This window comes from Deltaproteobacteria bacterium (assembly GCA_016709225.1).
GTDB lineage: Bacteria > Myxococcota_A > Polyangia > Nannocystales > Nannocystaceae > Xiheibacterium > Xiheibacterium phototrophicum.
Genome location: JADJEE010000002.1, coordinates 1,925,489 through 1,949,245 on the forward strand (window position 1 = coordinate 1,925,489; position 23,757 = coordinate 1,949,245).

A 23,757-nucleotide genomic window follows, 5' to 3' on the forward strand; every position below is an offset into this window, starting at 1 on the left:
GTCGACCATGGCATGCTGGTGTCGGCCGTGATCGACGACGGTGGCGACGTGCGCGGCCCGATCACCTCGGGCACCGAGGCCGACAGTCTCGGCGATCTCGTGCGTGCGAAGCCGCCGGCGCCGACGCTCGAGCGGGGCCGCACCATCGGACGCTACGTCGTGCTGTACGAGCTGGGTTCGGGCGGCATGGGCGTGGTCTATGCCGCCTACGACCCCGAGCTCGATCGCAAGGTCGCGCTCAAGCTGCTGCACGCCGACTCGACCAGCACACGCGGCCGCCAACGACTGATGCGCGAGGCCAAGGCGATCGCGAAGCTCTCGCATCCCAACGTCGTGACCGTGCACGACGTCGGCACCTACGAAGGCCGCGTCTTCGTGGCGATGGAGTACGTCGACGGCGTCACGCTGCGGCAGTGGCTGCGCGAGCGCGCGCGCCCGTGGCCCGAGGCGCTGGCGGTGTTGTGCGCGGCCGGGGCCGGGCTCGCGGCCGCCCACGCCGCCGAGCTGATCCACCGCGACTTCAAGCCCGACAACGTCCTGGTCGATCGTCGTGGTCGCGTGGTCGTGCTGGACTTCGGGCTCGCACGGCGCGCGCAGAGCCGCGACGACGACGATGCCAGCGCCTCGCGCAGCAACCACTCGCTGCGTCGTGCGTCACGCGAGCTCGACGCGGTGCCCGAGCGCGATCGTCCGCCCGGCGGGCCGGAGGCCCCCAAGCCCGGTGACCTCGACGCCGAGCTCACGCGCACCGGCGCGCTGCTCGGCACGCCGGCATACATGGCCCCGGAGCAGCACCTCGGCAACCTCGTCGACGCGCGCAGCGATCAGTTCTCGTTCTGCGTGGTGCTGTGGGAGGCGGTCTACGGCGTGCGCCCGTTCCGGGGCGAGAGCGCAACCAGCACCGCCGTCAGCGTGGTGCGGGGCATGCTCGAGGAGCCGCCGCGCGGCACCGGGGTGCCGTCGTGGCTGCGTCGCGTGCTGACGCGAGGCCTCTCGGTCGACCCCAGCGCGCGCTTCCCCGACGTACACGTGCTGCTCGCCGAGCTGCACCGCGTGCGCGCGCGTCGGCTGCGGCGACGCATCGCCACCGCCAGCGCGGTGGTCGGCGCCTGCGCGATCGCTTCGCTGGCCTTCGTGCTGGTCACGCGCGATGCGACCGCCTGCACCCACGCCGCCCTGCGCATGGTCGGCGTGTGGGACGACGAGATCCGTGGCGAGCTCCGCGGTGCTTTCGAGCGCAGCGGTGCGACCTATGCCGAGACCGCTGCGACCAGCGTGACGCAGACCCTCGACGGCTACGCGCAGCGGTGGATACAGCAGCATCGCGAGGCGTGCGAGGCCACCCACGTGCACAAGGAGCAGTCGCAGGAGCTGCTCGATCTCCGCATGGCGTGTCTACGGGCCCGACTGGGCGAGCTCGATGCGCTGGTCGACGAGCTGGTGGCGGCCGACGCCAACGTCGTCGAGCACGCGGTCGAGGCCGCATCGGGTCTCGGGCGCGTCGAGCTGTGCGACGACCCCGGCGCGCTGACGGCCAGCGGCTGGCGCAGCACGCCGACCAACCCCAACGACGCGGAGCGGGTCGAGTCGCTGCGCGAACGACTGGCCGACGCGCGCGCGAAGGAGGCCGCTGGCCGCTACGAAGCCGCTCAGATCATCGCCGAGGAGGTCCAGGGGCGCGCCGGTGTGCTGGAGTTCGCGCCGCTGTCGGCGGAGGTGCAGCTACGACTCGGCAGCGTGCTGGAGAAGCGCGGCGAGTTCGAGCAGGCCGAGCACGCCCTGCTCGAGGCGGTGTGGCAGGCCGACGCAGCGCACCACGACGAGCTCGGTGCAGACGCGTGGGTGCGCCTGGTGTGGGTCACCGGCGTCGAGCGCAGCGACGTCGAGACCGGTGAGCTGTGGAGCCGCTTCGCCGACGCTGCCGTCCGACGTGCCGGCGACGACGAACTCGCGCGCGCCACCCTCGTGCACAACCAAGGTGGGCTGCGCTACCGGCAGCGCCGACTCGAGGAGGCATTCTCGCTGTACCGCGAGGCCCTCGAGGCCCAGCGCCGGCTGCTCGGCCCCGACGATCCCGTGGTCGCGATGACGCTCAATCACATGGGCAACGTCAAGATCGAGCAGGCCGACTACGCGACCGCACGCGAGTACGTGACGCGCTCGCTCGAGCTGCGAAAGCGCGTGCTCGGGGCCATGCACCCGAAGGTCGCCGCGTCGATCAACAACCTCGCAGCAATCGACCTGCGACTGCAGCACTTCGACGACGCGCTCGCGCGGGCCGACGAGGCGCTCGCGATCGTTCGCGGCACGGGTGGCATGGAGGAATCCATCGCGCTCGACATTGCGATCGAGGCCGCGACCGGCACCGGCAACGTCGAACGTCGAGCCCGCGAGGCCGAGCGTCTGGTCGAGCTTCGCGAGCGAACCGGCTCGGCCGACCCGGGCCCGATCGCCGCGGCGGTGCGGGCACTGGCCGCCGCCCGCGAGGCCCAGCAGCGCGACGCCGACGCGGTGTCGCTGCTCGAACGTGCCGCCGCGCTGCAGCGCAGCGGCGACCCCAACGCGGCCGCGCGCGCGCTACTCGAGGTCGAGCGAGTGCAGCGGCGACGCGGCGATCAAGTCGCTGGCGACGATGCTCGCAGCCGCGCTCGCGCGCTCGCAGGCACCGCGAGCACGCGCGACGAAGCGCTCTTGCGACGACTCGCCGCGCCGTCGGCGACGGTCGAGACGCTACTCGGTGAGTGACTCGAAGCGCTGGAAGAACGCGGTCGTCGCCGGCGTCTTCCAATCTTCCATGTACCAGTGCCCCTGGTCGAAGGTGCACCACACGATCGGGTCGTCGCCGCAGCCCTGGTACTCGGCGCAGTGCTCGGTCGGGGCGATCGGCGTGGTCATGCCACCACAGCCGGCCTTGTCGAGCCAGAAGTCGCGCAGCTCCTCGCCGTAGTGGAACGGCACGATCTCGTCGTTGGTGGCGTGAGCCGACCACATCGGCACGGCGTCGCCGCAGTTGGTGACGACCATGCCCGCGCCCGAGGGTGCGGCCGCGCGGATGTAGTCGCCGCGGTAGCACATGAGCGCGTGGGTGAAGAAGCCGCCCGACGAGAAGCCCTGCACGAAGATGCGATCACGATCGATGCACAGCTGGTCGGAGGCCGCAGTCGCGAGCGCGTCCCACAGCTGGACGTCGGGATCACCCTCGCCATACTCCCAGTTGGTCGCACCGAGGCTCGCGAAGTAGCGCCCCTGCGGGTAGATGCCGATGGCCTGCCCGTTCCACTGCTCGCCGGCCTGGAAGCGCCAGCGCGCGCCGTCCATGTTCTCACCCAGGCCATGGAAGCCGAAGATGAGCGGGTACGCGTAGTCGGGATCGTAGTCATCCGGCAGCTGGATGATGTACTCGCGGTCGATGCCGGCGGCGTTGATGCTGCCCGAGAGGATCGACCCCGGCTGTGAGCCGCAGCCCGGCGACGGACCCAGCGGCATCGGACCACCGCTGTCTTCGCCGCTGTCGCTGGTGCTCGGGTCGACCGTCGGATCGCTGCTGCCGCTGCTGTCGGCCGGGCCATCGGTGGTGACGTCGGTCGTCGTGCTCGGCTGCGCGGTGGTCGACGGCGAGTCGTCGCCCTTGGTCTGCGACGACGCCTCGTCGCCCGAGGAGCTCGAGTCGGCCGCGGTCGCACTCTCCTGCGACGAGGTGTCGGCGCACGCGGTGGCGAAGACGAAGGCCGTGGTGAGGGCGAGCGGACGCAAGGCAGTCATGGCGCGCGGAGCCTAGCCGACGCCACCGGGGACCCCACAAGGGGTCGCGGGCGATTGTCCGAGTGCAAGCCGTCACGCGCGACATCACTCGTGCGCCTGCAACCGACGGCGACGACGTCCGTCGCCGGTGCCGTGCAACGCAACCGCGCGGCGGGCTTCCACCCGCACGCGGTGCTTCGCATCACGCTACGCGCCTTGCTCCGACGCGCGCGGGTAATCCACATAGCCTTCGCCACCGGGCGTATAGAAGGTGGCGGGGTTCGGCGCCGCGAGCGGCGAGCGTCCGCGCAGTCGCTCGACGAGATCGGGGTTGGCGATGAACGGGCGCCCGAACGAGATCAGGTCCGCGCCACCGTCGGCCACGGTTGCGCGCGCGCGCTCGCCATCGAATCCGCCGTTGGCGATGGTGATCCCGCCGAACGCGCTGCGCACCCGGGCGTGGGTCGCCGGCGCGGCCTCGTGGGGATTGCCGACCAGGTGCACGTAGGCGATCCCGACCTTGCGCAGGCCCTCGGCGACCGCGACGTACTGCGCGTCGACCTCGGGGTGGACGCGCATGTCATTGTACGTGTTGTAGGGCGACAGCCGGATGCCCACGCGGTCGGCACCGATTGCCTTGGCGCTCGCGTCGACGACCTCGAGCACGAAGCGGGCGCGCGCCGCGACCGATCCGCCGTAGCCATCCTCGCGGCGGTTGGTGTGCGGCGAGAGGAACTGCTCGAGCAGGTAGCCGTTGGCGCCGTGGAGCTCGATGCCGTCGAAGCCCGCCGTGATCGCGTTGCGTGCCGCCTGCACGTAGCCGTCGCGCGCCGCCGCGAGCTCGGCCTCGGTCATCGCCGCGGGCGCGCTCATCGGCTGCGGCCCCTGCTGATCGGTGTACATCGGACCTTCGGCCGTCACCGCGCTGGGGGCCAACACGTTGGCACCGGCGGGCAGGTTGAGTTGGTGGGCGATGCGTCCGACGTGCATGAGCTGCGCGAAGATCCGTCCGCCCGCGCCGTGCACGGCATCGGTGACCCCGCGCCAGCCCTCGATCTGCGCCGGCGAGAACAGCCCGGGGATGCGCGCATAGCCGAGCCCCTCGGGCAGCGGCGCGACGCCCTCGGTGATGATGAGCCCCGCGGTCGCCCGCTGGGCGTAGTACTCGGCCATGAGCGGGTTGGGCACGTTGCCGAGCGCGCGCGAGCGCGTCATCGGGGCCATCACGATGCGGTTGCGCAGCTCGATGCGGCCGAGTGCGAGGGGCGAGAAGAGATCGGGCACGGTTCTGACTCCGTTCGAGGGGAAGGCCGCAGGGTAAGTGCGCGCCCCCGGGCCCGCCAACCGCGGCACGCTCGAACGCACTGTCGCCGAGCGTGACCAATCCACGTCGCGGTGGCGGTAACAAGTACCCCGTGCAAGGCTTCCGCAGCTGGCCATGGAACTGCGCATCTTCGGTACCATCACCTCGCCCTTCGTCCGTCGCGTCCGCATCGTGGCGCTCGAGCTCGGTGTGCCCCACGTGCTCGTGGACACCAACGACGACGACGGGCAGCGAGCACTACGGGAGCGGACCCCGCTGTGGAAGGTCCCGATCGTCGAGGTCGTCGGCAACGGCCCGGGGCCGCTGCGCGACGGCGCGCTGGTGTTCGACTCGCGCACGATCACCGAGGCGCTCGTGCGACACCTCGGGCCCGGCCCACTGCGGGCCGACCACGTCGACGACCTCGAGCTCGCCAACGTCGTGAGCGTCGTCGACGGCGCGCTCGACTCGCTGATCAACACGCTGTACCTGTCGCGCGACGGCGTCACCGCCCAGCAGGCCGCCTACGTCCGCAAGCAGCACGACCGCGCGGCTGCGGCGATGGCCTGGCTCGAGGACCGCATCGACGACCGCGCCGACGGCCTCGCGCTGCGGCGCGCGTCCGCCGACTGCGCCGGCGCGCCGGGTCTGCCTGAGATCGCGCTCGCCACCGCGCTGGGGTGGATGCAGTTCCGCAAGACCTACCCGATCGAGCGGCACCCGCGGCTTTGGCGCTGCTTCGAGTCACTCGACGCGCGCGACAGCTTCACGCGCACGCGTCCCACCGGGTGACCGGCGCTGCGAAAGTCGGGTACGCTGGGGTTTCTTCGAGGAGCTCGTCATTCGCATGGATCCCCAAGTCGACGTCGAAGCGCGCATCGCTGAACTCGAAACCCAATTGCAGGACCTCCGCGGGGCCCGGCCACGTGCGACTCGCGTCGCGCCGCTGCCCGAGACCCACGAGCCGCATCGCCTGCGCCGGCTCGGTACCATCGCCGCGATGGGCCTGTTCGCGCTGAGCCTGCCGCTCGCGAGCTGGTTGCACGGCGCCCAGCGGGCCGAGCAGGACGCAGCGACGCAGCGGCGCGCGTACAAGTACGAGCACGCGCTGCAGCTGGCCGACGAGCGTCAGGAGCGGACCATGAAGTTCGTCGACGCCGCGCTCGACCCGACCCGCTCGCGCGCGCAGCGTGACGCGGCACTGCGCTTCCTCGCCGAGGAGCTGGGGCCCAAGAGTGCGGTGCGTGCGTGGGCTCGCAAGGAGCTCGCGCGGGGCTGCGGCGGCTGACGACGACCTCGCCGTCGGCGCGCGCCGGGCTCGACCGGCGCGCGCTCGCGTGCTCAACCCAATAGCCCGTCGGTGGTCGCGCGGATGTACTCGTCGAGGAACGCGTCGATGTCGTCGATCGGCAGCACCGGGTGTTCGTTGCGGATGCGTCGGGTGATCAAGAGCGCCGAGACGCCGTGGGCCGCCGACCACCACTTCGCGAAGAAGCGGTTGGCGTCCCCGGGCGGACGCCCGACCACCGCGGTGTAGCGCTCGATCAGCCGCCCGCGCAGGTCGTCGACGATGCTGATGAGCTGCGGATGCTGGGGCGGGAGGATGGCCTCGGCCAGCGGGGTGTCTTCGATGAAGAGCAGCGAGTAGAGCCACGGGTTGTCGCGGGCGAAGGCGATGTAGCAGCGCGCGACCGCATGCAGCGACTCCCGCGGCGACGGCAGGGCGAGGCCGTCTTCGAGTGCGCGGGCCAGCATCAGCAGGCCACGCATCCTCAGCTCGCGCATGATCGCGGCCTTGCTCTCGAAGCACGTGTACAGCGTCGTGGCGCTGGTGCCGAGCTTCGTGGCGATCGCCCGCATGGTGACGCCGTCCTCCCCCAAGGCTTGGCCGAGCTCCAAGCTCGCACCGATGATTGCCTCGCGGAAGGCGTCCACGTCCCCGAGCCCTGTCATGGCGGCGAAAGTAACCAGCTTTCGCACGACATGTCGCCCACCCTCGCCCCATGCGACGCGACACGGTTCAATAACAGCGTTCCCGAACAAGGCGCCGCGGCTGACCTGCTCGCGGGCATCCGAACGGCCGCGAACGCTGGCCGTGCGTGTGGGGTCTTCGCGTGTTCGGTATAACCGCGGTGCGAGACGCCGGATCCGCGGCGAGAACGGCCGATATGCCACGCACGAACGCATCCCGAACCCTCTGGCACTCCGTGTTGCGAGCCCACGCGCTCCGGGCGGCCACCCGCGCGCTGCCGGTGGCCGTCGCCGGGCTTGCCGGCTGTGCAGAGCCCGAAGGTTTGACGCGCTCGGACCCGGCGGCGGTGACCGTGCGCTTCGACTTCGATCACCGACCGCTGCCCGACATCCCGCTGCCCAACGACATCGCGACGCGCCCCGATCCCACCTCGGCGACCGGGCTGCGCATCAATGCCTCGATGCTCGCGCCGACCGGCTACGAGCGACGGACCCGCGAGCTCATCGACGGGCTCGACGGCTGGGGCGTGTACCAGCCCATCAACATCCCCTTCACCGGCCCGATCGACGTCATGGGCCTGCGCGACCGCCACGACGACGACGACTACGACACCGCCGACGACGCCATCTACTTGATCAACATCGATCGCAGCTCCAGCGAGTTCGGGCAGCTGCAGCACATCGACGTCGGCCAGGGCAACTACCCCATCATCCTCGAGCGGCTCGACAAGTACGGCAGCAACGATCCGCACGAGTGGAACATCAACCTCGTCTTCGACGAGAACGACGAGGACCGCAACCGCAACGGCGTGCTCGACCCTGCCGAGGACGCCAACCGCAACGGCATGCTCGACCCCGGCGAGGACGAGAACGGCAACGGTGTGCTCGATCTCGCGGAGGACATCGACGCCGACGGGGTGCTCGACCGGCCCAACTACTTCCCCGGTCGCGCGCCCGCGAAGGACGACCTGGCCGGCCGCGCCGACGCCCTGATGAGCTTCTACGAGCGCGAGACCAACACGCTCGTGGTCGCACCGCTGGTGCCGCTGCGCGAGCGCACGCGCTATGCCGTGGTGGTGACCAAGCGGCTGCACGACACCGAGGGCGACCCCGTCGGTTCGCCCTTCGCCTACGTCAACCACACCGCGCAGACCGACGACCTCGAGCCCCTGCTCGAGGTGCTACCGGACGGACTCGCGGTCGACGACATCGCGTTCGCGTTCTCGTACACCACCGAGTCGATCACCAAGGACTGGATCGCCGTGCGCGAGGGCCTCTACGGCGAGGGCCCGCAAGCCCACTTCGCCGACGAGTTCCCGGCCCAGCTGCAGCGGCTGTTCCCGCTCAAGGACACCAGCCCGGGCAGCAAGTTCGAGGGCAAGAACCCCTTCGTGCTGCACCAAGAAGACTGGCGCGCCGTGCTCGGCGTGCTGTTGATGGCGTTCTTCGAGGGCGGTGACACCACCAGCCAGCAATTCCAGGCCATCGTCGACGGCCATGACTACATCGACTTCCACGCCCAGGGCACCTACCTCTCGCCGCAGCTGTTCGATCGCTTCGACGACGATCTGAAGCGCCTGCCGCTCGACCTGCAGTCGTGGCCGACCGAGCTCGAGAAGACCGCTGCGACCGCGCGCGCCGAAGAGATCCCGTTCTGGCTGATCATGCCGCGCAAGGAGGTCTCGGTGCGGGGTCAGGGCAAGCAGGCGCCGGTGGTGCTGCTCGGCCACGGCTACACCAGCAATCGCGCCACCGAGCTGCTGGGCTTCGCTGGCTTCCTCGCGCAGTTCGGCGTGGCGGCGATCTCGACCGACAACGTCTCGCACGGCGTGCCCATCACCCCCGAGCAGGAGGACATGTTCCGCCCGCTGATGCGCGCCGCCGGGCTCGAGCCCGCGATCGATGCCGTGCTCTTCGCCCGCGGCGGCGACCAGGACGGCGACGGCTTCCATGACCAGGACCTCGACAAGGACGGCACCATCGACTCCGGCGCCGACTTCTGGACCGCCTACCTCTTCCACATGCGCGACATGGTGCGGCAGTCGGCGCTCGACTACATGCAGCTCATCCGCATCATCCGCAGCTGGGACGGCAAGCGGAAGTGGATGCTCGACCTCGACGGCGACGGCAAGGCCGAGGAGGTCGACGTCGACGGGGACGGCGTGACCGACCTCGCGGGCGACTTCGACGGCGACGGCATCGTCGACATCGGCTCCGAGTCGCCGATCTACGTGATGGGTGGGTCGCTCGGCGGCATCATGGCGACCACCCTCGGCGGCCTCGAGCCCGAGATCGACGCGGTGATCCCGATCGCGGGCGCCGGCCGCCTGATGGACGTCGGCAACCGCTCGCAGCAGGGCGGCGTGCCCGAGGCCGTATTGATGCGCGTCATGGGGCCGCTGTTCCTCGCGACCACCGGCGACGACGGGCTCACCCGCGTGCACAGCCAGGTCACCGAGCTCAACCACCTCGCCGACATCCCGATCACCACGCTGTCGGGGCTGCGGCCCGGCGACACGATGATCGCGGAGAACCTCGAGAACGGCGAACACGGCTGCTCGTACCTGCTGCCCGAGGCGAGCGGCGGCACCGGCGTGACCGCGCGCGCGCGCGTGTCGTTGCCCTCCGACGTCGGCGATGCGGTCGCACTGCGGTTCTATCGCGGCGACGTGCTGGTGCCCGGTGAGGAGTGCCAGCTGGTGCCCGACGTCGAGCCGATCTTCGAGATCACCGAGATGGACGCGCCGCTCGATGGCGACGGCAACCCCATGCGCTTCGAGGGCGACGTCATCCCGGCCGGCAAGGTACGGGCCTTCGCCGAGGGCTTCGGCCTGCCGCGCAACCGGCCCAGCCTGCGCCGACTCATGAGCCTCGCGCAGCTGGTGCTCGACCCGACCGATCCCGGCGTGCTCGCGCGTCACCTCGCAGCCGAGCCGCTCAGCTACCCCAACGGCGACCAGACCGGCGCGCGCTTCCTCATCGTCACCACCATCGGTGACATGAGCGTGCCCGCCAACGGCGGCATCACCGTTGGCCGGGCCGCGGGCCTGGTCGACTACCTCCGACCCGACCCGCGCTACGGCAAGCCGGTGAACCAGGTGCTCATCGACACGTACACCGCCGAGTCGGTCAACCGCCTGCAGCGCTACACCTACGCCAACGTGCCCAGCAACTCGAACATCGTCGATCTGCTGCACCTCGACGACACCCGCGGCGTGCACTACGACGTCGAGAACTTCGCGGAGGGCGGCGACATCTGGGGCTCCAACATCCCGCGCCTCGATCCACCGCTGCGGCTGGTGCGAGACCACGACACCCAGGGCAATCCTCTGGGTGGGCTGTCGGCCGCCGCGTTCCCCTACGCGATCCCGCAGGGCCAGCACGGCTTCCCGCTGCCCGGCGAGATGACCGACTGGGCCATCAAGATCTGTCGCGAGACCCTCGGCAGCCAGGCCCCCGAGTGCGCCGCCGATCAGATCGTCGGCAACACCTTCGACATCGGGTGGTTCATGTTCCACACCTTCGGCCGCTTCCTGCGACGGCCCGAGCTGCACCCGTACGCGCTCGGCTGCGTGTCGAAGAACCCGTGCAACGAGATCCCGACGGTGCCGGAGCAGCGCGACCCGGCCTCGCTGCGCTGACGCGGCGCGCACCGATGCGCGATCGACCACCGTCCGCACCGCTGGCCCCCGGCGACCTGCGCGTGTTCGCCTACGGCTCGCTGATCTGGCGCCCGGGCTTCACGCCGCGCTCGCACGCGCCCGCCGTGCTGCGCGGCTGGTCGCGTCGCTTCTGGCAGGCCTCGACCGACCACCGTGGCGTGCCCGGGGCCCCGGGTCGCGTGGTCACGCTCGTGCAAGGCGACGCTGCGGCGCACTGCCGCGGCGTCGTGTACGAGCTCGACCCTGCGCAGGCCGACGACGTACTCGCGATGCTCGACGTGCGCGAGAGCGGTGGCTATGTCCGCGGCCGCGCGGCGCTCGAGCACCCCGGCGGCGGTGCGTTCGGCGACGCGTGGGTGTGGATCGCCCATCCCGGCAACCCCAACTGGGCCGGGCCCGCCGAAGATGATGCCCTCGCCGCGCAGATCCGCAGCGCACACGGCCCGAGCGGCGCCAACCTCGAGTACGTGCTCGAGCTGGCCGACGCGCTGGCAGCCGCGGGCATCTCCGACGAGCACATCGCGAGCCTCGCCGCCCTGCTGCGCGTCGGCTGACGAGCCGCCGACCGCACGAGCGTCAACGCGGGCGGCCGAGTTCGCGGAGCTCGTGCTCGAGCTCGTCACCCGAGGCGGCGCCGGCGATCTCGCGGACCGCGGCCTCGAGCGCCTGACGGCCGCGGAACAGTCGCGTGCGCACGGTCGCGGCGGGGATGTCGAGCGCCTCCGCGAGCTCCGCTCCGCTCAGCTCCTCCCAGTAGCACAGCTCGAGGATGGTCTGATGATCGACCGAGACCCGTTGCAGCGCCTCCAAGAGGATCTCCTGTCGGCGACGCTGGGCGAGCATGGAGGTCGGCGTCTGCCCCAGATCCCGCACGCTCGACACCGAGAAGTCGACCTCCGCGCGACGAGCTGCGGCCGCGCGGTCGCGGAGGAACTTGTAGAGCTGCCGGTACGCCACGCCGAAGAGATAGCTGCGGACGCTGCCCCCCTCACGGATGCGCTCGCGGGCCTCGATGCAGCCCGTGAACGTGCGCTGGACCAGATCCTCGACCTCCTCGGCCGGGACCTTGTTGACGAAGAACCTGCGTACGGCGGTGAAGTAGCGCAGGAAGAGTTGATTGCCAGCGCCGACGTCACCGCCTCGCCAGCGGGCCAGCAGTTCGTCGTCGCCGTCCGTCACCGCCGCTCGATCATCGCCGAGCCCGCGACGGCGTTCAAGCCGGGGGGCTGTGCGGCACGCCCGCGAACGATCGCCGACACGGAACATCCGCCGGCCCACCGGTACTGCCGGATGCGGCCAACGCACGCCGCAGAACCGGAGAATGCACATGTTCACGCGAGTCCTTCGTTCGATGCTCTCTTGCGCCCTCTTGGCCGCCGTTGCCATCCCCACCAGCACGGTCGCCCACGCCAGCGGCAACTCGGTGGAGGTCCGCCCGACCGACATCACCAGTGAGCTGGTGCCCAAGAACCTCGTCCGCGGCGATCGGGAGTTCGGTGGCAACGGGCCCGACATCACCTGTCGCGTACGCCTGATGCCGAACGCCGACCGCACCAAGGTCGAAGCCGAGATCTACTTCAAGGCGGTGGAGACGGGTGGCGACCGCAGCACCGTGGAGGAGACCTTCCGCCGTACCATCTTCACCGCTCCTGCGGGCAAGCGGATCGCCCGCGTGCTCGGGAGCGGAGGGGACACGGAGTCGGTCGTCAACTTCCGCAGCGAGCCGGGGGGCTTCCAGCTGCTCATGCCGGGCGAGGACTTCAAGAAGGTCGTCGACATCGTCGAGCAGATCGTCAAGGTCGTCATCCAGGCCGAGGGCACCCTCTCGGGCCGAAACGCCCCCACGCGAGAGGAACGCGAGGCCCTCGCGTTCGTCGAGAAGGTCAACCGCGGCGTCAAGGACATGCAGTTCCAGGGCAACCACGTGCACAACCGCGTGCCCGCCGACGGGCCCGTCGCGGTGATGTCCATCGTGGGCGACACCGGCGGCGACGACATCAGCAACGACCGCAACGGCAAGGACGACACCCGCATCGTGTCGATCGCGTTCAAGAAGATCGACGTGGTCTATCAGTGACGCCGGTCGACTGCGCGCCGCGTGGGTCCACCGCTTCAGGGGGTCGCCGCGGCGCGCTCGACGTTCTCGCGCTGACGCTCGGTGCGTGCGAGCGCCCGGGCTCGCGCGATCGCACCCTCGGCCTCGGCGGAACGACCCGCGCGCCGCAACACCTCGATGTGCAGGGTGAGCTGCGCCAGCAGCGTGGGCTGGAATTGCGCGGTGGCGGCGATGTTGGCCCACGCCTCGGTCGACAGCCGCACCGCGACCTCGGCCTCGCCGAGGTCGACGAGCACGCGGGCGCGTAGCTGCCGGGCGATGGCCGACCGCTGCGCGTCGCGCTCGTACTCCTGCTCCAGCGACTCGAGCAAATCGCGCGCGACCTCGAGCTCACCCCGCCGCCAGGTCTGCCGCGCGACGGACATCTGCGCCGCGAAGCGGCCGTCGTCCTGCGGCCGGTCGGCGAACCACTGGCCGAGCACCTCGGCGCACGCGGCCGGCCCCGCGGCCCGCGGCTCGAGCTCGGCCTCGCAGACACATGTTCGCGTGCGCGCGCGCAGTGTCTGCGGTGCGCGCTCGCCATGGACCGCCGCGAAGCGCGGCTCGACGGCGCGCAGGCGCTCGAGACCCTCGGCGCAACGTCCGTCGAGGAGCAATGCTTCGCTCAAGTTGGCCTGGAGTACCAACACGCCCGGGCTGGTGTCGGGGGTGCCGGCGTACGCCCGCTCGACCTCATTCATCTCGGCCACCGCCCGCTCGAGCTCGCCGGTGTTCATCCACGTGGTGGCGACGTCCGCCGCGGCGCTGAGGGTCTTCAAGTGGCGAGGACCGTAGTGCGCTCGGGTGACCTCGAGCGCACGCTGCAGCACGCGGCGCGCGTCGTCGTAGCGCCCCAGCTGGTCGAGCACGTGCCCGAGGTTCGTCAGGGGTAGCGCGAGGCCGTACCACGTGGCGCCGTAAGCCTGCTCCTGGATCGCGATGGCGCGCTCGAGCACCGCGACCGCGTCGTCGAGTCGGTCACGCCGCCGCAGCGTCACGCCGAGATCGCTCAAGGCGCCGGCGATGGCTGGATGGTCCTCGCCGTAGTGCGCCTCCATGACCGCCACCGCCTCCCGGGCGGCCTGCTCCGCCGCCTCGAGCTCGCCGCGGGCGACGTGGACGCGGGCCGCACCCGAGAGGCGCCAACGATGATCATCGACCGTCTCGCCCGCCCGTGCGCCGAAGATCTCCGCGTACCGACCCCACATCGCCGCGTCGGCGAGGCGGTTCTCGCTGTGTGCCAGCCCCATCAACTCGGTCGCCGCCCTCGCGGCAGTCGTGTCGTCACCGCCCTCGAGCGCGAGCCAGTACGCCTCGGAGAACTCGGTCGAAGGGTCGCCGTCGGCACTCGCGATCCTCACCGACATGCCGCGCTCGTACATCAGCTCGGGCAGCAGCGGCGCCCAGCCGAGCGACCGCGCACGTTCGATGAGCGCATCGATCTGCGCCAACGCCTCTGGAACGTGCCCCGCACCCCGCACCGCGGCGGCGCGGACCATCGCTCGCCGCACCGCGGTCACCTGCTCGGCCAGCGCCGGCTCGTCGGGCAGGGGAGGCTGCCGGTAGAACCGCTTGGGATCGCGGCAATCGGTCGGCGCGAGCATCCGTGACAGCAGGTTCGTCGCGGCGCCGAGCTGCTCTGGCCCGGCGTCGACGAGCACATCGGTGAGCGCCTCGAAACGCGCGAGCCGGTCGTCGAGACACGCGACCGCCAGCGCGTACTCGTCGTCCGCCATCTCGCCACGGATGCGGGCGGCGGTGCAGATCTCCATCGCCGCGGTCGACCACGCCTGCGCGTGGGCATCGACCGCTTGCCCGAGGAGATCGACCACCGCCGGGATGCCCGGGAGCTCGGGCGTCTCGCCGCGTTGGCGGAGTGCATCGCGCTGGGGCTGTGCCCACACGCCGTCGAGCGCCGCTGTCGCATCATCGCAGCGATGCCCACGCTCGATCCGGTGGCCGACGAATGCTGCGCATGCGATGCCGACGGTCGCGGTCGCCGCGACGATGCGGCGACGCCGACGAGTCGGATCGCGCTGCAGCGCATCGACGAGCTCCGTCATCGAAGAGAAGCGGTCGCCCGGCTCCTCGGCCGCGCCGCGCTCGAGCACGGCCCGCAACCACGGGGGGATCTCGACATCCCGCCCGTCGCCCACCGCAGTCTCGTCGAGGTGGGGACGCCGTCCGAACAACACCTCCCACGCCGACACGCAAAACGAGTACTGGTCGGCCCGCGCGTCGACGCGCCCGCCCGCGACCTGCTCGGGCGCCATGTAGGCCGGCGTGCCCATGATCGTGCCGCTCTGCGTGAGCCCCTGTGCAGCTGATTCGACGCCGGTGGGGAACACAGGGTCCGAGACGACGGCGTGCTCCGCACGCGCGAGGCCGAAGTCCGCCACACGAACCCGGCCGTCGTCGCCGACCAACACGTTGGCGGGCTTGAAGTCGCGATGCACGAGCCCCGCGTCGTGGGCAGCTGCGAGCCCGCGGCCGGCCTGCACGATCAGGTCGAGTGCCACACGCCGACGCGCCGCGTCGCCCGGCGGATGCTGGCGCATCCACGCCGCGAGATCGACGCCGCGCACGAACTCCATCGCGACGAACACCCGCGGCGCGCCATCGATCTCGACCGCGCCGACCTCGTACACCGGCACGACGTTCGGGTGGTTCACCCGCGCCATCGCCTGCCCCTCGCGCATCATGCGAGCCCGTGCGCCCTCGTCGGCGCCGCCGCGCAGGAGCTTGAGCGCGACCCACCGCTCGAGCTCGGGATCGAAGGCGCGGTAGACCGTGCCCATGCCGCCCTCGCCGATGCACTTCACGAGCACGAAGCGGCCCACGCAGGTGGGCCCGCGGGGCGTCTCGAGACCGAAGAGCCGCTGCGCGAGGGCGTCCCGCATGAGCCGCGCGCCCACGGTGGTGTCCTGCGACGACGCCTTCGCCGGCGTCGCCCGCTCGGTGGGGTCCTCGTGCCCGGACGCACCCATGGGGTCGAGGGTAACACCCGACGCACGCCCTCGCGCTCGCTGCCACCGCACGGCGTCGGCTCTACAGCTTCATGCTCATCCCGCGGATCTTCGCCGTGTACGGATCGCCGAAGTCCGCGTCGTTGTAGCGCACCGATGCGCCGAGGTGATCGAGCGCAATCCTGAGCTCCCGCAGGTGGTGATCACCGTTGTCGAACTGGAACCGAAAGCCCGACAAGACGCCGATTCCGCCCCCGCAGCTACCACCCAGGCGCAGCTCTTCTTCGCCATGGGTGCGTCGACCGCTGAGCTCGTAGGCCTTGCCGTCGACGAGCTGGCTCTTGAAGACATAGGCGTACTGCAGGTGCACGTCGTAGTCGAACACGCCGTTGTCGGCGAACTCGACCCAGACGTAGCCGGTGCCGACCGCGGGCTCGATCGCGACGACCCTGACGTTCGAGTCGTCTTTGTCCCGCTTCAACGAGAAGCCGACCAGCACGAACTCCTGGTTCGACCCACCGTTGGCGATCGCGACCTTGCAGCGCCCGCGACAGTCGGTCTTCACGGTCTCGTACATCGTGGTGCCGGCCGGCAACACGTAGTTGGTCGAGCTGTACTTGAAGGGATCGTTGCCGTCGTTGTCGGCCAGCGTCGCCGTCGTCGTGTTCGCGCCGAGCAATGCGCCGATCGACTTCAGCTTGTGATCGCCGTTGGTGAACGCGAGCCACAGGCGGTTCAGCCCGAAGTAGCGCGAGCTGGTCGGCTGAGAGGGCACTGTCACCGAGCCCTTTCCCGAGGCGGCGCGATCGTCCTTCGTCGCGGCGACGGCCACGGCCGGTGCGATGAAAGCGAGGGTGGCGAAGGTGAGTGCGGAAAGCCTGGACATGGGATCGACTCCGTTGCGCCGGCGAGGCTGGGAACCCGGCCGTCAGGGCCGGCTCCGCTCGCCGCGTCGGGGCAGTACCGCCGCCCCGCAGGACGTTCCCCACGAGCGCGCGCCCGTTCTTGGCGCCATGGCGTCGCGGACGCCAAGCGCCCCGCAGGTGCGATGACCCGCGGAGCGCCCGTCGTTCGGTTCATGACGCGGAGGTCACGACCCCCGCGCCGATGGTCTTGCCACCCTCGCGGATGACGAAGCGCATGCCCGGCTCGAACGCGGTCGGGCGCGCCAGATCGAAGCGCACGGTGGCGCGGTCACCCGGCTCGACCGCGCCGTCGGTGTCGAGCACCGCCGGCACGTCGCTGGCCCCGAAGTAGAACTGCGGGGCGTAGCCGCTGGCGAACGGCGTGTGTCGCCCGCCCTCGGCCGCGGTGAGCACGAAGATCTCCGCGACGCCGCGCCCGTGGGCCCGCAGGCTTCCGGGCGCGATCAGGACCTGCCCGCGCGCGACGTCGTCGCGATCGAGCCCCCGCAGGAGGATGCCGACGTTGAAGCCGGCGGTGGCCTCGGGGATATCCTTGCGGAACGCCTGCGTGCCGGTGACGACGACGACCTTGCCGTCGTCGACCCGGCCGGCGACCTCGACCTTGTCACCGACCTTCACGCGACCGCGCTCGACGCGGCCAGTGACGACGGTGCCACGACCGGGGATCGTGTGCACCGCCTCGATCGGCATCAGGAACGGGCCCTCGAGGTCGCGGGGCGGCACCGCGATGTGCTGCTCCATGGCCTCGACCAGCGCCACGATGCCGTGCACCCACGGATCATCGAGCCGCCCCTCCTGCACCGCCTGCAGCGCCTGCAGGGCCGAGCCCCGCACGAACACCGCCGGATAGTCGAACTTCGCCAGCTGCTCGGCGACCTCCATCTCGACCATCTCGAGCAGCTCGGGATCGGCGATGTCCACCTTGTTGATGAACACCACGAGGTTGCGCACCCCGACCTGACGGGCGAGGAGCACGTGCTCGATGGTCTGCTTCTGCGGCCCCTGCGAGCCGTCGACGAGCAGGATCGCGCCGTCCATCTGCGACGCGCCGATGATCATGTTCTTGATGAAGTCGGCGTGACCCGGACAGTCGATGTGGGCGAAGTGGCGGTGATCGGACTCGTACTCGACGTGCGACGCGTTGATGGTGATGCCGCGCTCGCGCTCCTCCTTGGCGTTGTCGATGTCGGCGAACGCCAGCGACTTGCCGCCGTGACGAGCGGCCATCACCTGGGTGATGGCGGCGGTCAGCGTGGTCTTGCCGTGGTCGACGTGGCCGATGGTGCCGACGTTGATGTGGATCTTGGTGGTCATGACTTGCTCACTCTCGAAGATGTCGTGTCGTGGATGCGTGCGTGCAGCCGACACGACGAGCCCGCCGCGGACGCATCGCGTTCGCGTTCACGGGCCCGCGCGTTCGAAGACCGCCGGCTGCGATGAAAGGGTGGACGCGGCCGGGCGCCCAACAGGGGCCGCCCGAAGTCCACAAGACCGCCTCGAAACCCCGCCTGTCGCGCTATCGCCGATGTCTCAGCGGAAGAGCAGTAGCGCGACAGGCCATCGCAAGGCGCCCGACGCACGCAAGGCGAGCGGTCGCGCGTCGCAACGCGCGTCCTGCTTCGAAGCCCAGGTGGTGGTGTTCGCCGTCAGCATGATTGCCTCGCGACTCGAGCTGCAAGAGATACGCACGGTCCACCACGTTGTCAACCGCGATCACCGACGATGGCGCGCGTCGTCACGTTGCAAAATCTCGCCGCCACCCCCACGCTCTGCGCCGAGAAGCGCCGCCCATGACGCCGCGTCTGCCGAGCCGCCGTGATCCAGGTCCTGTGCGAGGCCTGCTGCAGACCGACGCGCCCGACGGCGTGATCGAGCACGAGCGCGTCGGTGCCAGCGACGCCGTCGCATCCGTGCTCACGCATCACTGGTGGGTTCGCTGGGAGCTCCGCACGCCCCACCTCGCGCAGACCCTGCCGCACCCGACCGTGCACGTGACCATCAGCCGCTCGCAGGCCGACGGACTGCGCGCGGAGCTGAGCGGCGTGCCCACCCGCGCGTTCCGTCGCACGCTCGCGGGGCGCGGCTGGGTGTTCGGACTCAAGTTCCGACCGGCGAGCTTCGTCGCGCTGTGGCCCCACCCACTGCACCAGCTCACCGATCGGGTGGTGCCGCTGCGGGAGCTCTTTGGTGGCGAGGCCGACGCGCTCATGCACGCCATCGACGGGACCGACAGCCTCGCGACGCGGGTCGAGCTGGCCGAGCGCTGGCTCGCGGGCCGCCGACCGCAGCTGCCGGCGCAGGCGGCCGCCCTGCGCGACCTGGTCGAGCACATGCAGCACGACCACGGCATGCGCCGGGCCGAGGACGCGGCCGCGCACGCGGGCGTGGAGCTGCGCACGCTGCAGCGGCAGTTCCGTCGCTACGTCGGGGTGAGCCCCAAGTGGGTCGCGCGACGCTATCGGCTGCACGAGGTCGCGCAGCGGTTGACCGAGTCGTCGCCGCCTTCGCTGGCGGAGCTCGCCGCCGAGCTGGGCTACGCCGACCAGGCCCACTTCTCGCGCGACTTCAGCGAGGTGGTTGGTTGCGCGCCGGGCCCCTACGCCGCGCGAGCACGCGCGGCCGCGGGTCGATAGCTCACAGCCAACCCTTGCGGCGGAAGTACCACAGGAACACCACCGCCGTGATCGCCATGACGACGAGCGCGGCGAAGTAGCCGTACTGCCACTCGAGCTCGGGCATCACCTTGAAGTTCATGCCGTACAGCCCGGCGATGAACGTCAACGGCAGCATGATGGTGGAGATCAGCGTCAGCACCTTCATGATCTCGTTGAGCTTGTGCCCCTGCATGCTCAGGTACGCATCCATGCTCGATTGCACGATCTCGCGGAAGCTGTCGTTGAGATCCACCACGCTGACGAAGTTGTCGTAGGCGTCGCGGAAGAACGGCCGCACCTCGTCGGGGATGATCTCGACGTCACCGCCGCCGCGGGACAGGCGGTTCAGCACCTCGCGCTGGTGCATGCCCACGCGCCGCAGTCGCTGCAGCTTGTCCTTGATCGTGAAGATCTGCTCGAGCAGGTGGGGCCCGGGGTTCTTCACGATGGCGCTCTCGAGGCCATCGATGTCCTGCTCGAGTCGCTTCATCAGCGGCAGGAAGCGCTCGGTCAGCACGTCGGCGATGAGGTATGCGCAGTAGGCCGGACCCTTGCGCATGAGGTCAGGCTTCTTGCGTACGTTCTCGAAAGCTTGGTCCACCGATGGCAACGGGATGTTGTGCGAGGTGAGCAGGTAGTTCTTGCCGACCAGCAGATCGAGATCGCAGAGCGTGAAGTCGACCTGTTGCTCCCAACCCGGCGTGAGCGCGTGCCAGACCACGTAGAGGTAGCTCTCGAAACGCTCGAGCTTGGGTGTGACGGCGTCGGCCAAGAGGTCCTCGACGGAGGTCGGATGCAGTGCGAACACCTCTTCGAGCAGCTTGCGTTCGGCCTCACCGGGATCGAGCAGGTCGACCCAGACCAGTTGCTTGGGGTCTGCAAGCAACGCCGGCAGCTCGTCGAGCGTGGCGGCGGTGGGGAGCGAAGCATCGGGGCCGAGCGCGAGGATGCGGATCGTCACGCCACCATGGTAGCGAACGTCGGCTATCATCCGCGCCGGGAGTTCGAGCATGAGCACGTACCAGGGCGGGTTTCGACGGGCCGGTGGGTTCGCGGTGGTGGTGGTGCTGGCAGGGCTGCCCGCCTGTGCAGAGCCGGAGGGCCTGATGCGGGCCGAGCCGGCCGACATCACGGTCAAGTTCGACTTCGATCACCGCCCGCTGCCGGACATCCCCCTGCCCAACGACATCGCGACTCGGGCCGACGCGACCTCGCCGACCGGCCTGCGGGTCAACGCCTCGGTGCTCGCGGCGACCAGCTACGAGCGGCGCACGCGGACCTTGCTCGACGGCCTCGACGGCTGGGGTGTCTACCAGCCCATCACGATTCCGTTCACGGGGCCGATCGACGTGGTGGCGCTGCGCGAGCGCCACGACGATCCCGACTACGCCTCGGCCGATGACGCCATCTACCTCGTCGACATCGATCGCGACTCGCCCGAGTTCGGGCAGATCCAGCACCTCGACGTCGGCAACGGCAACTACCCCATCATCCTCGAGCGCTCGGACCGGTACGGCAGCAACTCGCCGCGCGAGTGGAACCTGAGCCTGATGTTCGACGAGACCGACGAGGATCTCGACGGCGACGGCGTGCTCGACCCCAGCGAGGACACCAACCGTGACGGCAAGCTCTCGCCCGGCGAGGACGCGAACGGCAACGGCGTGCTCGATCTCGCCGAGGACAGCGACGCCGACGGCGTGCTCGATCGGCCCAACTACCTGCCGGGCCGCGCGCCCGCGCGCGACGACCTGGTCGGTCGCGCCGACGCGTTGATGAACTTCTACGAGCGCGAGACCAACACACTCATGGTCTCGCCGCTTCGACCACTGCGCGAGAAGACGCGCTACGCAGTCATCGTCACGCGCCGCATCGTCGACCTCGACGGCGACCCGGTGGGCTCGCCCTTCGCCTACGTCAACCACACCGCGCAGACCGACGATCTCGAGCCACTGCTCGAGGTGCTGCCCGACGGCCTCGAGCCCTCCGACATCGCGTTCGCGTTCTCGTACACCACCGAGTCGATCACCAAGGACTGGATCGCCGTGCGCGAGGGCCTCTACGGCGAGGGCCCGCAGGCCCACATCGCCGACGAGTTCCCGGCCGAGGTCGCGCGCCTGTTCCCGCTCAAGGACATCGGCCCCGGCACCAAGTTCCCCGATCGCACGAATCCCTACGTGCTGCCGCACGAGGACTGGAAGGGCCCGCTCGCGCTGATCGTGCAGATGTTCCAGGGCGGCGACCCCAACACGCAGCAGTACAAGTCGGTGATCGAGAGTCACGACTACGTCGACTTCCACGTGCAGGGCACGTACGTCTCGCCGCAGCTGTTCGATCGCTTCGACGCCGAGCTGCAGCGGCTGCCGCTCGATGCCCAGTCGTGGCCCGCGGATCTCGAGCGCACGCCCGCCAAGGCGCGGCCCGAGGAGATTCCGTTCTGGCTGGTGATGCCGCGCAAGGAGGTCTCCGTGCGCAGCCAGGGTCAGCAGGCGCCCGTCGTCCTGCTCGGCCACGGCTACGGCGGCAACCGTGCCGGTGAGCTGCTCGGCTTCGCGGGCTACCTGGCGCAGTTCGGCATGGCGTCGTTGTCGACCGACAACGTCTCGCACGGGCTGCCGCTGGCGCCCTCCGATCTCGACCTGCTGGGCGGGCTGCTCGACGCCGCTGGCCTCGGGCCCGCCGCGGAGGCGATCCAGTTCAACCGCGGCGGCGATCAGGACGGCGACGGCTGGCACGACCAGGACCTCGACAAGGACGGGACCATCGACTCCGGCGTCGACTTCTGGACCGCGTACCTCTTCCACATGCGCGACATGGTGCGGCAGTCGGCGCTCGACTACATGCAGCTCATCCGCATCATCCGCACGTGGGACGGCAAGACCATGTGGCACTTCGACATCGACGGCGACGGCAAGCCCGAGCAGGTCGACGTCAACGGCGACGGCAAGTTCGATCTCGCGGGCGACTTCGACGGCGACGGTATCGTCGACATCGGCGCGCAGTCGCCGATCTACGTGCTGGGCGGGTCGCTCGGCGGCATCATGGCGACCACCCTGGGCGGCGTCGAGCCCGAGGTCGAGGCCATCATCCCGATCGCGGGCGGCGGTCGCCTGACCGACATCGGCAATCGCTCGCTACAGGGTGGCGTGCCGCAGGCCGTGCTCGTGCGCGTGATGGGGCCGCTGTACCTCGCGACCATGGCCGACGACGGCACCACCAAGCTGCACACCCAGGTCACCGAGCTCAACTCGCTGGCCGACGTTCCGATCACCACGCTGCCCGACCTGCAGATCGGCGACACGTTGGTGGCGGAGAACCTCGTCAACGGCGAGGTCGGCTGCGGCTACCTGCTGCCCGACACCACCGAGGGCGACGGCGTCGCGGCCCGTGCCCGGCTCTCGCTGCCATCGGATGTCGGCGACCGGACCGAGCTGAGGATCTACCGCGGCGATGCGCTGGTGGCTGGCGCGGGCGAGTGCGTGGTGCAGGACGGCCTCGAGCCGCTCCACGTCGTCAACAAGATGAAGGCACCCCTCGATGGCGAGGGCAATCCGATGAAGTTCGTCGGCGAGCCGATCGCCGGCGGCGAGTTGGTCGCGCTCGCGGAGGGGTTCGGCCTCGATCGCAACACGCCGTCGCTGCGGCGCTTCATGAGCCTCGCGCAGATGGTGGTCGATCCGACCGACCCCGGCGTGCTGTCGCGCTACCTCGGCTCGGAGCCATTCGAGTACCCCAACCTGCACCAACGCACCGGTGCCAAGTTCCTCATCGTTTCGACGGTCGGCGACATGAACGTGCCGGCCAGCTCTGGCCTCACGGTGGCGCGAGCGGCCGGCGTGGTCGACTACCTGCACCCCGACCCTGCGTGGGGCGTGCCGGCCAACCAGGTGCTCATCGACACGCACACCGCCGAGGCGGTCAACAAGCTGCGTCGCTATCCGTACCTCGACGTGCCCGACAACGAGAACGTGCGCGGGCTGCTGGGCCTCGACGAGAGCTTCGGCGCCCACGTCGACGTCGCCAACTTCTCGAACGGTGCAGACATCTGGGGCGACAACATCCCACGGCTCGATCCGCCGCTGCGTCCGTTCTCACGCACCGACACCTGGGGAAACGACCTCGGCTCGATGTCCGGCGCCGCGTTCCCGTATGCGGTGCCACAGGGGCAGCACGGCTTTGCGCTGCCTGGCGAGATGACCGACTGGGCGATCCAGATCTGCAAGGAGACCTACGGCAGCAGCGCGTCGCAGTGCGCCCCCGATGTCATCGTCGGCTCGCTGTACGACGTGGGGTGGTTCATGTTCCACGTCTTCGGCAAGTTCCTGCGCACCGACGACGAGGCGCCGTGGGGCGAGAACTGCTTCGACAAGGCCGCGTGCAACGACATCCCCGCGGTGCCGGCGGCGCGCGATCCCTCGACGCTGCCGTGAGCGCTGCGGTGC

The 23,757-nt window shown here is 70.2% G+C and carries 16 protein-coding genes; 8 read left to right on the forward strand and 8 right to left on the reverse strand.

All coding sequences use genetic code 11. The features are described from left to right. The first annotated feature begins 12 nt into the window (after window positions 1-12). Window positions 13-2,745 (forward strand): serine/threonine protein kinase, encoded by a 2,733-nt coding sequence (locus tag IPH07_22140; GenBank protein MBK6920116.1) that lies wholly within the window; start codon window positions 13-15, stop codon window positions 2,743-2,745. Here IPH07_22140 and IPH07_22145 read toward each other — a convergent pair. Further along, entirely contained in the window at window positions 2,731-3,762 is a 1,032-nt protein-coding gene (locus tag IPH07_22145; GenBank protein ID MBK6920117.1) for a hypothetical protein, read from the reverse strand. The two genes, IPH07_22140 and IPH07_22145, sit on opposite strands and share 15 nt — an antisense overlap. Before the next feature lie 186 nt (window positions 3,763-3,948). Continuing rightward, the gene (locus tag IPH07_22150) at window positions 3,949-5,181 is read right to left on the reverse strand and encodes an alkene reductase (protein ID MBK6920118.1); all 1,233 of its coding nucleotides are present in this window, start codon (window positions 5,179-5,181) and stop codon (window positions 3,949-3,951) included. Here IPH07_22150 and IPH07_22155 point away from each other — a divergent pair. After that, window positions 5,180-5,836, forward strand: coding sequence for a glutathione S-transferase N-terminal domain-containing protein (locus IPH07_22155; GenBank protein ID MBK6920119.1), 657 nt, complete (start codon window positions 5,180-5,182; stop codon window positions 5,834-5,836). The genes IPH07_22150 and IPH07_22155 overlap by 2 nt on opposite strands. 55 nt (window positions 5,837-5,891) lie before the next feature. Further along, window positions 5,892-6,332: a hypothetical protein gene (locus IPH07_22160; GenBank protein ID MBK6920120.1), complete on the forward strand. Its 441-nt coding sequence runs from the start codon at window positions 5,892-5,894 to the stop codon at window positions 6,330-6,332. 53 nt (window positions 6,333-6,385) lie between these two features. Here IPH07_22160 and IPH07_22165 read toward each other — a convergent pair whose 3' ends face one another. After that, window positions 6,386-6,997 (reverse strand): TetR/AcrR family transcriptional regulator, encoded by a 612-nt coding sequence (locus IPH07_22165; protein MBK6920121.1) that lies wholly within the window; start codon window positions 6,995-6,997, stop codon window positions 6,386-6,388. Window positions 6,998-7,251: 254 nt separating this feature from the next. Between IPH07_22165 and IPH07_22170 the strand changes: the two genes are divergently transcribed. Both IPH07_22170 and IPH07_22175 read left to right on the forward strand, forming a co-directional pair. Beyond that, a complete protein-coding gene (locus IPH07_22170) occupies window positions 7,252-10,656 on the forward strand; it encodes a hypothetical protein (protein MBK6920122.1) in 3,405 nt (1,134 codons plus the stop codon). A 14-nt stretch (window positions 10,657-10,670) separates the two neighbouring features. Further along, entirely contained in the window at window positions 10,671-11,231 is a 561-nt protein-coding gene (locus IPH07_22175) for a gamma-glutamylcyclotransferase (protein MBK6920123.1), read from the forward strand. Window positions 11,232-11,253: 22 nt separating this feature from the next. Here IPH07_22175 and IPH07_22180 read toward each other — a convergent pair whose 3' ends face one another. Continuing rightward, window positions 11,254-11,856 (reverse strand): sigma-70 family RNA polymerase sigma factor, encoded by a 603-nt coding sequence (locus tag IPH07_22180; protein MBK6920124.1) that lies wholly within the window; start codon window positions 11,854-11,856, stop codon window positions 11,254-11,256. Window positions 11,857-12,046: 190 nt separating this feature from the next. On the opposite strand from IPH07_22180, the gene IPH07_22185 reads away from it, so the two are divergent. Next, on the forward strand, window positions 12,047-12,754 hold the full coding sequence (locus tag IPH07_22185; GenBank protein ID MBK6920125.1) for a hypothetical protein: 708 nt from the start codon (window positions 12,047-12,049) through the stop codon (window positions 12,752-12,754). 35 nt (window positions 12,755-12,789) lie between these two features. On the opposite strand, the gene IPH07_22190 is transcribed toward IPH07_22185, so the two are convergent. The 3 genes from IPH07_22190 to IPH07_22200 form a co-directional block, all read right to left on the reverse strand. Next, window positions 12,790-15,759: a serine/threonine protein kinase gene (locus IPH07_22190; protein ID MBK6920126.1), complete on the reverse strand. Its 2,970-nt coding sequence runs from the start codon at window positions 15,757-15,759 to the stop codon at window positions 12,790-12,792. 61 nt (window positions 15,760-15,820) lie between these two features. Then, window positions 15,821-16,624: a hypothetical protein gene (locus IPH07_22195; protein MBK6920127.1), complete on the reverse strand. Its 804-nt coding sequence runs from the start codon at window positions 16,622-16,624 to the stop codon at window positions 15,821-15,823. 190 nt (window positions 16,625-16,814) lie between these two features. Further along, window positions 16,815-17,978, reverse strand: coding sequence for an elongation factor Tu (locus IPH07_22200; protein ID MBK6920128.1), 1,164 nt, complete (start codon window positions 17,976-17,978; stop codon window positions 16,815-16,817). A 476-nt stretch (window positions 17,979-18,454) separates the two neighbouring features. On the opposite strand from IPH07_22200, the gene IPH07_22205 reads away from it, so the two are divergent. Beyond that, on the forward strand, window positions 18,455-19,297 hold the full coding sequence (locus IPH07_22205; GenBank protein MBK6920129.1) for an AraC family transcriptional regulator: 843 nt from the start codon (window positions 18,455-18,457) through the stop codon (window positions 19,295-19,297). Window position 19,298: 1 nt separating this feature from the next. Here the strand turns inward: IPH07_22205 and corA are convergent, their stop codons facing one another. Further along, window positions 19,299-20,279, reverse strand: coding sequence for a magnesium/cobalt transporter CorA (gene corA, locus IPH07_22210; protein ID MBK6920130.1), 981 nt, complete (start codon window positions 20,277-20,279; stop codon window positions 19,299-19,301). 49 nt (window positions 20,280-20,328) lie between these two features. Here corA and IPH07_22215 point away from each other — a divergent pair, with 49 nt between their 5' ends. Beyond that, complete coding sequence (locus tag IPH07_22215) at window positions 20,329-23,745, forward strand: hypothetical protein (GenBank protein MBK6920131.1); 3,417 nt, start codon at window positions 20,329-20,331, stop codon at window positions 23,743-23,745. The last annotated feature ends 12 nt before the right edge of the window (window positions 23,746-23,757 follow it).